Source organism: Pseudoalteromonas sp. THAF3 (assembly GCF_009363775.1).
GTDB classification, from domain to species: domain Bacteria; phylum Pseudomonadota; class Gammaproteobacteria; order Enterobacterales; family Alteromonadaceae; genus Pseudoalteromonas; species Pseudoalteromonas ruthenica.
Genome location: NZ_CP045418.1, coordinates 139,154 through 150,603, shown reverse-complemented (window position 1 = coordinate 150,603; position 11,450 = coordinate 139,154). Strand labels below are relative to the sequence as shown.

13 protein-coding genes are annotated in these 11,450 nt (G+C 48.0%); 5 read left to right on the top strand and 8 right to left on the bottom strand.

The genetic code is table 11. The features are described 5' to 3' along the window. Positions 1-297 carry a helix-turn-helix transcriptional regulator gene (locus tag FIU82_RS00715; protein ID WP_022943931.1) on the bottom strand — a complete coding sequence of 99 codons (297 nt, stop codon included), beginning with the start codon at positions 295-297 and terminating at the stop codon, positions 1-3. A 136-nt stretch (positions 298-433) separates the two neighbouring features. Between FIU82_RS00715 and FIU82_RS00710 the strand changes: the two genes are divergently transcribed. From FIU82_RS00710 to FIU82_RS00700, 3 genes are read left to right on the top strand one after another with little or no spacing between them, the layout of a single operon-like run. Next, positions 434-622, top strand: a complete 189-nt coding sequence (locus tag FIU82_RS00710) for a DUF2892 domain-containing protein (protein ID WP_138510122.1) — start codon at positions 434-436, stop codon at positions 620-622. Between the two features lies 1 nt (position 623). Further along, positions 624-968, top strand: a complete 345-nt coding sequence (locus FIU82_RS00705) for a rhodanese-like domain-containing protein (protein WP_138510120.1) — start codon at positions 624-626, stop codon at positions 966-968. A gap of 58 nt (positions 969-1,026) precedes the next feature. Beyond that, the gene (locus FIU82_RS00700; protein WP_152440097.1) at positions 1,027-2,805 is read left to right on the top strand and encodes an alkaline phosphatase; all 1,779 of its coding nucleotides are present in this window, start codon (positions 1,027-1,029) and stop codon (positions 2,803-2,805) included. On the opposite strand, the gene FIU82_RS00695 is transcribed toward FIU82_RS00700, so the two are convergent. After that, a complete protein-coding gene (locus FIU82_RS00695) occupies positions 2,802-3,347 on the bottom strand; it encodes a PH domain-containing protein (protein ID WP_022943927.1) in 546 nt (181 codons plus the stop codon). The two genes, FIU82_RS00700 and FIU82_RS00695, sit on opposite strands and share 4 nt — an antisense overlap. Further along, entirely contained in the window at positions 3,340-3,744 is a 405-nt protein-coding gene (locus FIU82_RS00690; RefSeq protein ID WP_022943926.1) for a DUF3224 domain-containing protein, read from the bottom strand. Before FIU82_RS00690 ends, FIU82_RS00695 begins: the two co-directional genes overlap by 8 nt. 139 nt (positions 3,745-3,883) lie before the next feature. Here FIU82_RS00690 and FIU82_RS00685 point away from each other — a divergent pair, with 139 nt between their 5' ends. Beyond that, on the top strand, positions 3,884-5,671 hold the full coding sequence (locus FIU82_RS00685) for an ABC transporter transmembrane domain-containing protein (protein WP_138510116.1): 1,788 nt from the start codon (positions 3,884-3,886) through the stop codon (positions 5,669-5,671). Here FIU82_RS00685 and FIU82_RS00680 read toward each other — a convergent pair. Both FIU82_RS00680 and FIU82_RS00675 read right to left on the bottom strand, forming a co-directional pair. Continuing rightward, complete coding sequence (locus FIU82_RS00680) at positions 5,661-6,293, bottom strand: OmpA family protein (protein ID WP_045980297.1); 633 nt, start codon at positions 6,291-6,293, stop codon at positions 5,661-5,663. The two genes, FIU82_RS00685 and FIU82_RS00680, sit on opposite strands and share 11 nt — an antisense overlap. 83 nt (positions 6,294-6,376) lie before the next feature. After that, positions 6,377-7,075, bottom strand: a complete 699-nt coding sequence (locus FIU82_RS00675) for an ABC transporter substrate-binding protein (protein WP_238319694.1) — start codon at positions 7,073-7,075, stop codon at positions 6,377-6,379. A gap of 159 nt (positions 7,076-7,234) precedes the next feature. On the opposite strand from FIU82_RS00675, the gene chrA reads away from it, so the two are divergent. Continuing rightward, positions 7,235-8,374 (top strand): chromate efflux transporter, encoded by a 1,140-nt coding sequence (gene chrA, locus FIU82_RS00670; protein WP_138510112.1) that lies wholly within the window; start codon positions 7,235-7,237, stop codon positions 8,372-8,374. Positions 8,375-8,381: 7 nt separating this feature from the next. Here chrA and FIU82_RS00665 read toward each other — a convergent pair whose 3' ends face one another. The 3 genes from FIU82_RS00665 to FIU82_RS00655 are packed head-to-tail and all read right to left on the bottom strand — an operon-like array spanning position 8,382 to position 11,388. Further along, positions 8,382-9,575: a mechanosensitive ion channel family protein gene (locus tag FIU82_RS00665; protein WP_022943920.1), complete on the bottom strand. Its 1,194-nt coding sequence runs from the start codon at positions 9,573-9,575 to the stop codon at positions 8,382-8,384. After that, positions 9,572-10,492, bottom strand: a complete 921-nt coding sequence (locus FIU82_RS00660) for an acyltransferase (protein WP_022943919.1) — start codon at positions 10,490-10,492, stop codon at positions 9,572-9,574. Before FIU82_RS00660 ends, FIU82_RS00665 begins: the two co-directional genes overlap by 4 nt. A 2-nt stretch (positions 10,493-10,494) precedes the next feature. Continuing rightward, positions 10,495-11,388 (bottom strand): acyltransferase, encoded by an 894-nt coding sequence (locus FIU82_RS00655; protein WP_022943918.1) that lies wholly within the window; start codon positions 11,386-11,388, stop codon positions 10,495-10,497. Between the last annotated feature and the right edge of the window lie 62 nt (positions 11,389-11,450).

Below are 11,450 nucleotides of genomic sequence, written 5' to 3'. Positions count from 1 at the left end.
CTACTCCTGACAAAATAGCGTGTATAAAGTCTGCAAAATGGCCTTAGCGTTATCATCACACAACTGGTAGTAAATGGTCTGACTCTCACGCCGCGTGGTCACCATGTTTTCGTTACGCAATACAGCGAGGTGCTGTGATAATGCCGACTGACTTAACGGCACTGCATCATTGAGCTGAGATACGCTGAGTTCACCCTGCTGCAAACTGCATAGGATCATTAGACGGTTTTTATTTGCCAGAATCTTCAGCAGGCTTTGTGCCTGCTCAGCGCTGTCGGCTATTTTACTGAAATCCACGTGTCGCTCTTGTTGTGAACTGAGAATGGCAGAAGTATAGAAAGGAATATTAGCCTTGTCTAATATTAATTGTTGCTAATTTAGATTTTCCTAATATACTGAATGTAGTCTCTCATCTCTAACAAGGTGTATTGCTATGAATATATCTGCTGCGCTGCGACTGATTGCTGGCGTTATGGTCCTGATATCCTTACTGATGGCACATTTCGTCGACTCTAACTGGCTATTTTTTACTGTATTTATTGCTCTTAATCTCATCCAATCAGCATTTAGCGGTTGGTGTCCTATGATGTATATATTAAAAAAGCTAGGCATGGAGGAATAATATGCTGACCCCAATCCCAGATTTACTGAAAACCATCACCCCTAATCAACGACGCATTAGCGCCGAGCAAGCGAAAGCTGAGCTAAGTGATAATCATGGCTTATTGATTGATGTGCGCGAACCCGCCGAGCATGCAACCAAAGCCGCCACTGGTGCTATTAATATTCCTCGGGGGCTACTGGAAATGAAGCTGATGGAAATTGAAAAAGACGCCAACCGCCCTATCTACTTACACTGTGCGAGCAGTGCGCGGGCGACACTAAGTGCCGAGCAGCTCACGCGCGTTGGCTACAAAAATGTCACCGTCATAACCTGTAAGGCCGATCATATTTGTCAGGTGTTTTAACCTAACAGTAACATGACTCCGATATGCTCTGTATTTTTAGGTTAATGGGTACAGAGTAATGACGTTAACGCGGAGAAGTTTTTTAAAGGCATCGGCAGCCGGGTTTGGTGCTGCCGTTTTATCGCTCGGCCTCAGTGGCTGTGTATTCGATAGTGACGATGACGATAGCGTCGATGTGAGCTTTGATCATGGTGTCGCCAGCGGCGACCCACTCAGCGATGCCCTCATTATTTGGACTCGAGTAACACCGCAACAGCCAGTTAGCAGCCTCAAAGTGCAATGGCAGGCGGCGACCGATCCCGAGTTTATCAACATCAGCCATGATGGCGAGGCGCAGGTAAGTGCCGACAGTGACTTTACACTTAAAGTGGACTTACAAGGTCTCGATGCGAACACTCAGTACTACTACCGCTTTAAGGCATATGGTAAAACCTCCCCGACGGGTAAAGGGAAAACGCTGCCAACAGGCAATATCGAGCAAGTAAAGTTCGCCGTGCTTTCATGCGCAAACTACCCTGCAGGCTATTTTCATGTATATGGCGAGGTTGCCAAACAACCCGACTTAGACGCGGTATTACATCTTGGCGATTACCTCTATGAGTACGGTAATGACGGCTATGCCACTGCCGATGCAGCGGCCCTTGGGCGCCTACTACCGCAAGATAACAGCACAGAAATGTTATCGCTTGAAGATTACCGTAAACGTTATGCACACTACCGCACAGATACCGACCTGCAAGCAGCGCATAGCCATTGTCCATTTATTGTGGTGTGGGACGACCATGAAATAACCAATGATACCTGGCGTGACGGTGCCCAAAATCATAATGAGGACGAAGGGGATTTCACTCAACGTAAGCTTTATGCCTTACAAGCTTACTTCGAATGGATGCCCATACGTAATGTGGCCGACAAAGAGCGTATTTATCGTCGTTTTGATTTTGCTAACCTAGTGTCTTTGTACATGCTGGATACCCGCGTACTGGCCCGCGATGAGCAACTTAGCTTTGCTGATTTTGACCTTACTAGCGCCCCAGGACAAGCGCAGTTTGCCAGTGCTATTAGCTCCTCATCACGGGCTCTTTTAGGTAGCGAGCAATTAACTTGGCTACAAGATGGCATTATGACCTCTGACTGCCAATGGCAAGTACTCGCACAGCAGGTACTGATGACGAAGATGCATATGCCGGTGGAAGTATTACAGCTGCTCGGGAGCCTGCAAGTAGCCTTGGCTAGTGGCGAAGATACAAGCGCCCTGCTCACCCAAGCCAATGCATTGTTCGCTGAGTTGGCGCAAATAAAAACACGCATACTAGCTGAGGATCCCACTGTCAGTGCCAACGAGCGCGCCCGGGTAGAAACCAAAGTACCCTACAACCTTGATGCCTGGGACGGTTACGCTTATGAGCGCGAGATGTTGCTCGCCAGCGCCGTAGCTGCGCAAAAGGATTTAGTTGTACTTGCTGGTGATACCCATAATGGTTGGGCAGGTCAATTGCGAACCGACGCCACTAATCCCATTGCTGCTAACCAAGCGGCTGGCGTTGAGTTTGCCACCGCTTCGGTTTCTTCCCCCGGACTTGAAAGTTATTTATCCCTGAACACTCAGGATCCGCAGGCAGTAGCACAAATAGAGCAGGTGATCACCTTGCTGATTGACGACCTTACCTATAATAACTTAGTGGATCGGGGTTATCTTACGGTGACGTTCACCGCCGAGCAGGCACAGGCGCAGTGGCATTACATCAACACGGTAAAAGACAGCAATTACCAAGTGCTTTCAACACGTTCAAAGCAGTTATCGGTGAATGCCGGTAGTCGTCAGCTGATAAGTTAATCTGAACGCTGCTCGAGATGCTTGAGTCGCGTATCAATCCGTTCTACAACTTCGACCAAGCGTGCCAACAGCGCTTGGTCGCTAGGTTGTGACATAGACTCTGATTGTGTTTGTTGGTGCTCAGCTAAACGCTCTTTTTGTGCCAAAATGGCCTCACGGAACTGCTGTGCATCCACCACTCCGATGAGTGACACTAACGCACCGGTACCCGACTGGCCCGCTGTTTCAAAGCTCAATTGATGAATACCAAACAGTCGCATCAATGGCCCTTGCGTTAACCCCACATCGGTAATTTTATCTAGGGGAATGGTTTTTTCAGTGCGCACCAAAATACCGCGTTTAACAAACAGCTTTTTTTCACTCAAGGTTGCCGACATGGCCGCCAACATACGCCCTGATACGAGCCACACAACAATGGCAATAACGGGGATAAAAACAATACCAAACAAGGTCACAGTGGCAACCAATAACCACAAGACCAACCAGTATTGTTTCACTTTGGGGTTAAATTGCGCGCTGTGTAAAATCGTTTCACTACTCATTAGTACTACCTAGCTGGTAGTCAAATACGTAATGGTGAGCGCCATTGTCCATATTGATGGTCATTTTCCCGCTCAAGCCTCGCAATTCGCCGCTACCTGAATCCGGCACCACCTCAAGGATCAATGTATCTTTGCCTTGGTTCATGGTACCGAAGTGCTGGAGTACGAAGCTGCCTTTTTTGTCAGCCAGTGTCCCAGTGACCTGCTCCAAGGCAACATAACCAGCGGAGCCTTGCACTGGCGTGCGGGCACTGAGCATTTCACCCTGACTAATACCGTGGAGCTCACCACTAAAGGTTTTATCTATCGACATTCTTCCTAAATCAATACCGTCTACCCCAGTGGCATAACTTTGTTGCGGGTTTAATTTAACGGTAAAAGTTCCTGTTGCTTGCATGGTGGCTTCCTGTTGGTTAGTCCTTGTACTCTAGTTGTATAGAAAAACCACCAACAACGCAACGTTGGTATCATAGCAACCATGGCGCCAGTGCACAGGTTTGATACACTGAGCACTTAATCCGCAGCAAAGTACGCATATGAACACAGCCGGTAACGAAAAAAGCGCTTTGCGCTACCTCCACCCTATTTTTAAATTTGTGTGGCCTTATAAGTGGGTGGTTATCGCCGCCCTCGCAGCGCTACTACTGACCGCAGGTATTAACCTCTCGTTGGGACAGGGGCTCAAGCAAGTGATTGATGACGGCTTTATTGCTGGTTCAATTACTCAGCTACGACAATCTGTGATGGTGCTTATTGTCCTAATCGCGATCATGGCGGTGGGAATTTTCTGCCGCTTTTACATGATGTCGTGGCTAGGTGAGCGCGTTAGTAACGATATTCGCAAGGCGGTGTTCGCGCGTATCGTCTCCCTGCACCCAAGTTACTTTGAAGAGAATCGCAGCGGCGAAATTATGTCGCGCCTAACCACCGATACCACCTTACTGCAAAGCATCGTCGGCTCGTCTTTATCCATGGCACTGCGCAGTGCGTTGATGCTTGTCGGCGGCATCATTATGTTGTTTATCACCAATGTGAAGCTGACGTTGATCGTACTGCTGTGTGTACCGCTGGTGCTCTTACCTATGAAGTTATTCGGCCGCCGTGTACGCACGTTAGCAAGTAGCTCCCAAGACGCTATCGCTGATATCAGCACCTATGCTGGCGAGGTCATGCAAAACATCAAAACTGTTCACAGTTTTAACCGCCAAGCGATGGAGCAAAACGCTTTCAATGGTGAAGTAGATAAAGCTTTCTCAGTCGCCAAACGACGAATACTTCAGCGCGCCATCCTGATAGCCCTCGTGATTTTTATCACCTTCTCGGGGATCAGTTTTATGCTCTACAGCGGCGGCGTGGATGTTCTCAATGGCGCTATGACAGGCGGTGAGCTGGCAGCCTTTGTTTTTTATGCTGTGGTGGTGGCGATGTCGGTAGGCACAGTGGCGGAAATATATGGCGAACTGCAACGCGCAGCAGGGGCCGCTAAGCGCCTAGTAGAACTACTGCAAGTACGCAGCGATATAATCGACCCAACTAATCCGGCCCGCTTTGACAACAAGCAAAGCGAAACGGCCATCTTAGCTTTTAATGAGGTGAGTTTTTGCTACCCCTCGCGACCAGATAAACCCGCCCTTGATGGATTTAACCTAACCATTAACGCTGGCGAGACCATTGCAATTGTCGGCCCTTCGGGGGCGGGGAAAAGCACCTTGTTTGAGTTGTTACAGCGTTTCTATGACGTGAGCAGTGGCCAAATTAAGTTGCACAACAAAGAACTTAGCACTTTGTCTTTACACGCGCTTCGTGACGAAATGGCCATGGTGGCCCAGCATCCAGTGCTGTTTAGCGCCGATGTTTATCACAATATCGCATATGCGCGCGAAGACGCCACACAAGCCCAAGTTATCGCTGCCGCGAAGCAAGCCTATGCACATGAATTTATAAACGACTTACCTGATGGCTACAGTAGTTTTTTGGGGGAGCGGGGGGTGCGCCTATCGGGAGGGCAAAAACAGCGCATTGCCATTGCTCGTGCGATTTTAAAAGACCCTAATATTTTACTTTTAGACGAAGCGACCAGCGCTTTAGACGCCGAAAGTGAGTTTCATGTGCAAGCCGCGCTGACCCGACTCATGCAATCCCGCACAACGCTAATTATTGCCCATCGTTTAAGTACGGTGATGCATGCGGATCGCATCGTGGTCATGGACCAAGGTAAAGTGGTGGCCGTTGGTGACCACCCGACATTATTGCAACAATCGGCGCTGTATCAGCGCCTATGCGAGTTGCAATTTAATCAGCCTTCGCAGTTATCTAGTTCTTAACGTTAGGCACGATTTGGATTTCTACACGACGGTTCAAGGCGCGACCGTTAGCCGTGGAATTATCCGCAACAGGGCGACTTTCGCCAAAGCCTTGAGTGCTCACACGCGCCGCTAAAATTTGCTTGTTCACCAAGTAATTTTTAACGCTCTGAGCACGCTGCTCAGATAAACGTTGGTTATAATCACTTGCGCCGGTGCTGTCGGTATGACCTTGAACGCTCAGGTAGGTTTTCTCGTACTTGTTCATAACACTGGCAATTGCGTCTAAAGTACGGTGGAAACCACTAGAGATATAAGATTGATCGGTGGCAAAGGTAATATTTGAAGGCATCACTAAACGGATGTTATCGCCCTCGCGTACCACTTCCACGCCCGAGCCCGCTAATTCATCTCGAAAAGCCTGCTCCTGCTTATCCATGTAGTCACCTACCGCAGCACCCGCTAAGGCGCCAATGGCGGCGCCGATAAAAATACGCTTGTCGTCATGGTCGCCCGTCGCTTTACCTAGTACGGCGCCAATGCCGGCACCGATACCTGCACCTTTTTGCGTATTGGTTGCTTGGCAACCTGACAACACCACTGTTACCGCTACTGCTGTAGCCACTGTAGAAAAACGAGTCATACGTTTAACCATTGTGAATTCCTAAATAGTTGAGTATGCGGGTGATACTAGCAAAGATTAATGAACTAGAGGTTAAAACCGTGCTAATTAATTCCGTTTTGAGGCATCACTGGAGGTAGCGCATAAGGTTTGACCAACGCACTTAACTCGCCACTGTTAAGCATTTTCTGGTACTGCTGATTAATTTTCTCAGCCAGTGTGCTACCAGCAAAACGCGATGCAAACGCCATATGACCATAAATGGCGTCTTGGTACCTATATGGGTGCTTCATAAGTTGATGTGCCGGACGTTGCAGTACGCCCATGGCATGTTCTGCCGTCGCTTCAACGCCAATAAACAGGTCTACGCGGTCTTTAAGTAACATATCTAAAGCGATTTGCTCTGACGTCACTGGTACTTTTATCAGCTTTTCATCATTGTCAAAGCGCGCAAAGTGCGCCGCTCCGCGCATCACCGCAATACGTTTCCCATACAAGTCGTTGTAGTGCTCGATGTTAAAGTTGGGTGTCTTTAGCGAATAAAAGCTAAATGATGAGTGCAATGCCATGTAAGCTGGCGTGACAAACTGCAGTTGTTGTTCACGGGCTGGGGTGCGTATTAGCCCGCCCATTATATCGACTTCATTATGAGTGAGTAAGTAAACACAGCGAGAAAACGGGCATGCAATTACGTTGATATCGAAGTTTAGCTCTTGTGCTATCGGACGCAGGATATCAATAATCAGCCCTTTAGGTGCGCTCGATTCGGTATTGCTATACGGCGGCGCATGATCGACGGCCACACTAACAACCGTGCGAGCACCGGCACAAAGCGAATATACCAACGTAACTATCAGCAAAAAAAAGACGCGTGCTCTTACTACCACCTGTGCCCCTTGCAACTAACACCGCTGTGCCTGTACTGTCATATTAATGACAACTAATCGAAGTATAGTTTAGCGATGAAACTTTTATCGTTATTTTACCAGTTTTTCCTCCTCGGCTGCACTAGCTTTGGTGGCCCAGCAGCACATTTAGGTTACTTTCAACGCCACTTCGTTGAAAACAAGCAATGGTTATCACAGCAGCAGTACGGGCACTTGATCTCGCTCAGCCAGCTATTACCAGGTCCCGGCAGCTCGCAGGTAGGCTTCGCAATTGGCTTACAACATGCGGGCGTGCTTGGTGGCATCGTTGCTTTTGTTGGCTTCACCTTGCCCTCAATGTTGATTATGGTGTTATTGGCTGTTGGCGCGCAGCAATTAGGCTGGGGGCTGTCTGGGTTGATCATTGGCCTAAAGCTTTTCGCTGTCGTCATTGTTACTGATGCACTGATAACGATGACTAAAAGCTTTTGCCCTAACTGGCAAACAAAAGCGTTAGCATTGCTCAGTGCCTTGGCACTTATTTTTCTTCCTTCCCTTTACACGCAACTGGCCATTTTAGCCGTAGCAAGCGTAACCGGTGCTTGGTTATTAAAACCGATGGAGTGCGCCGAGTCGGAGTCGCCTACACGACTTAACTGGCCGGCTTTACTGCTCTTTTCAGTGCTGTTTTTACTTACCTTTAGCGCGGCTTCTGGCTATTGGCAACTGGCTGGGCAGTTTTATCAAGCGGGATCTTTGGTATTTGGCGGCGGCCATGTGGTGTTACCGCTGTTAGACACTATTCTAACGGATGTTGACAGCGATGCATTTTTATCCGGCTATGCAGCCGCTCAGGCTATTCCTGGGCCGATGTTTACCTTTGCTACGTACCTTGGTGCTATCATGACACCGCATGCGCCTTTGCTAGGTGCTACCTTAGCCACCTTAGCCATTTTTACGCCCGGTTTTTTGTTGGTTATCGGCTTTCATCGCCACTGGCAGTCGTTATTGAGCAACCCACTCGTTGCTGGGGTAAGCAAAGCCATTAATGCTGCAGTGGTGGGCTTTATTGCTGCCGCTTTATACAACCCGATCATCCCCGCAGGCTTAAGCCAATGGTGGTATGGCCTTTTTGCCATTATCGGGTTATGGGTGTTGCGCCAGTATAAGCCGCCAATACTTATAGTAATCGCCAGTTTTGCAGCGCTGGGGCTATTGCTGGCAAAGCTGCCATAATCACCGATTAGTTAGGGCTACTCATTTGCCCAGTAATACTCTGATATGGGCGTAATTCGAACACAGGCAGCATCGCGAGCAGATGATCCATAATCTCAGCCTGCAAGTGCTCATAAGAGATCCAGCGTTTATCGGCACTAAAGCAGTAAAATTCAATAGGCAGACCGTGGTTTAGTGGCTGCATCTCGCGCACCATTAAGGTCAGCTCATTGTTGATGCGCTCATGCTGCTTCAAGTAGCCCTCGGCATAGCGGCGAAATAATCCCAGGTTAGTGACCTGCTCCGGCAAGTTACTGGCTTTGACATAATCATCAATATTAATGCTGTCGCTGATACGTTGCTGCAATGCCTCGTCGGCGAGGCGAATACTGTTCATATCGATATTCAGCGAGCGCTTTATTCGGCGACCACCAGACTCTTGCATACCGCGCCAGTTCTTAAATGAGCCGGCCACCAGCATATAAGTTGGAATTGTGGTGATAGTGTTATCCCAATTGCGCACTTTAACGGTGTTCAGGCCAAGATCGATAACTTCACCGTCAGCGCCGTAGTTATCAACCTGAATCCAATCTCCGTAGGTAACCAAGCGATTAGCGGCAATTTGAATACTGGCAACGAAACCCAAAATCGTGTCTTTAAACACCAACATGGTGACCGCTGCGATAGCACCAAAGCCAGAGATAATGTAGGTGGGAGACTTCTCCAGCAGTAATGAGAAGATTAAGATGGCGCAGATTATAAAAGTCACCAGCTTTACCAGCTGGATAAGACCTTGAATCGGAACTTCTCGGGCAAACTCAAACTGATTATAAATAGCACCACCAACACTGACGACACTACTGACGATAAAACCGCCATAAACAATAAGCGCTATCTGCGCTAAAGTCCGTACAACGCCACCCACCAGCTCGGTGCTTGGAAAAACGTTCTGGAAAAAGGCTAAAAACACCACACAGCAAATAATACCGGCGACGCGACGATTCAGCTTTTGTAGCAACGGCGCCAGCATGGTAATGCGCTCTGGTGATAACTTGGCGGCCAGCGACTGCACACCTGGCAACATCAAACTGCGCAGGAAAAAATACAGCAACAGAATCGCCAGCATCCCCAAGCCTGTGGCGGTAATCGCACTGAATAAACTGGCTTGCTCCATGCCCTCAAACCAAGGCTCGATCAGGGTTTGTAACTGGCTCTCATTCATAGCTCACCTGTTGAGTTCGCAACGTCAGGACACACCTCAGTGACAGGTGCATGATTGTGAGCAATCAACGCATCTTTCTGATGCCACATAACATTGAGGTGTTTTTGAAACTCAACGCGAAAGGCTTTGTCTTGCTGATAATCCCCCACTAGTTGTGGCGCAATTTCTCGCACCTCTACTGAGAGTTCAATATGAGTAAGGCGGCCAGTTAAAAAATCGCGACAGATATGGCTGCCCTGTGATTGGTAGTGCAACGTTGCATCTAACAGACCGTCAAATTGCTCCCCTAGCACTTGCAATGCAAAGGCGATACCGCCAGCCTTGGGCTTGAGCAAATGGCGAAATGGACTCTCTTGGCGTTGATGTTTACTCGCAGTGAAACGTGAACCCTCGACAAAATTAACGATACACGATGGATACTGTTTAAAGTTATGGCAACTGCGTTTGGTTCGCTCCACATCCATACCTTTGAGCTTTGGGTTCTTGGCTATTTGCTCTTTGCTCGCACGCTTCATAAAGGGCATACCCATAGCCCATGCACCGCTGCCAATCAGTGGCACATATTTTAACTCATCTTTGAGGAAGAACTTCGGTGCGGGTAGCTCATTCACCGCACTAAGTACAACGATATCAAGCCAGCTAAGGTGATTAGATATCAGTAAATACCAAGCGCCTTTTTGCACTTCACCGTTGAACGACACATCAAAGTTCTCACAGCCGATCTTTAACCCTAAACGATTGCCACCACGCCAGCCATTGTAGGCGCTATGTAATAATACGGTCACTACATGCAGTGGCAACACTAACTTCACTAAGCCTAAGAGGAATACGATTACTCCCCACACCAGTGTATTCACTAGCAACACACAGCCAGCTAAAATCCCTGCTAACCAATTGGGTAGAAATCGCTTGAGCATAGTTAACTCCTGTTATGCTTTGCTAAATCGTCAAATACACGGTCTTTGTCATGCCACATATCATTAAGATGCTGCTGAAAAGATACCCGAAATTCATTGTCATTGCTGTAGTCACCCACCAACTTTTTATCAAGCGGGAGTACCTCAACATGCACAGCAACCTCTTTCACTTTGCCTGCAGCCAAGTCCAAAAATGTGGGGATGCCGCCGGGGTAATGAATGGTCACATTCACTATCTTACTGATCTGCTCTCCCATCGCTTGCAGCACAAACGCGACACCACCCGCTTTAGGCTTCAGTAAATGCTTAAACGGACTGCGTTGGCGCTGATGCTTGTCCTCGGTATAGCGCGTTCCCTCTACGAAGTTGACAATAGACACCGGCATTTCTTTAAACTTTTCACAGGCTTTGCGTGTGGTTTCGATGTCTTTGCCACGCAGTTTAGGGTTCTTCTTAAGCTGCGATTTACTGGTGCGTTTCATAAAGGGAAAATCTAACGCCCACCAGGCTAGGCCTAAAAAAGGCACGTACAGTAGCTCTTTTTTCAAAAAGAAATTCAAAAATGGTATGCGGCCTCGGAAGATACGCTGCATCACCAAAATATCGACCCAACTTTGATGGTTGGCAATCACGAGATACCAATCTTTTTTGCGTAGCTTATCAAGGCCACTCACTGTCATCTTATAGGGAGTGAGCAATTTTTGATTCAATGAGTTACCACCCACCCATAACCCTGCCATGGCTTTTGCCGCCGCACTCATTAACTTTTGCCAAGGCTTGACCGGCAATAATTTCAGTAACCCGCAAAGCACGATGGGGAAAAACCAAAACAGGGTGTTAATCGTGTACAAACTAACACTTAAAACTTGCCTAACTACAGCTACTACAGCGCGCAAAACGACTTTCCTATATAGGTATAAAAAACAAGCGCTAATAATAGCGCTTTTTATCGACAACA

Excerpts from the sequence above, each read along its gene's own strand:
- FIU82_RS00690 (WP_022943926.1), bottom strand. The coding sequence starts at position 3,744 with ATGCAAGCAACAGGAACTTTTACCGTTAAATTAAACCCGCAACAAAGT.
- FIU82_RS00705 (WP_138510120.1), top strand. The coding sequence starts at position 624 with ATGCTGACCCCAATCCCAGATTTACTGAAAACCATCACCCCTAATCAA.
- chrA (WP_138510112.1), top strand. The coding sequence starts at position 7,235 with ATGAAACTTTTATCGTTATTTTACCAGTTTTTCCTCCTCGGCTGCACT.
- FIU82_RS00665 (WP_022943920.1), bottom strand. The coding sequence starts at position 9,575 with ATGAATGAGAGCCAGTTACAAACCCTGATCGAGCCTTGGTTTGAGGGC.
- FIU82_RS00700 (WP_152440097.1), top strand. The coding sequence starts at position 1,027 with ATGACGTTAACGCGGAGAAGTTTTTTAAAGGCATCGGCAGCCGGGTTT.
- FIU82_RS00695 (WP_022943927.1), bottom strand. The coding sequence starts at position 3,347 with ATGAGTAGTGAAACGATTTTACACAGCGCGCAATTTAACCCCAAAGTG.
- FIU82_RS00710 (WP_138510122.1), top strand. The coding sequence starts at position 434 with ATGAATATATCTGCTGCGCTGCGACTGATTGCTGGCGTTATGGTCCTG.
- FIU82_RS00680 (WP_045980297.1), bottom strand. The coding sequence starts at position 6,293 with ATGACTCGTTTTTCTACAGTGGCTACAGCAGTAGCGGTAACAGTGGTG.
- FIU82_RS00685 (WP_138510116.1), top strand. The coding sequence starts at position 3,884 with ATGAACACAGCCGGTAACGAAAAAAGCGCTTTGCGCTACCTCCACCCT.
- FIU82_RS00660 (WP_022943919.1), bottom strand. The coding sequence starts at position 10,492 with ATGCTCAAGCGATTTCTACCCAATTGGTTAGCAGGGATTTTAGCTGGC.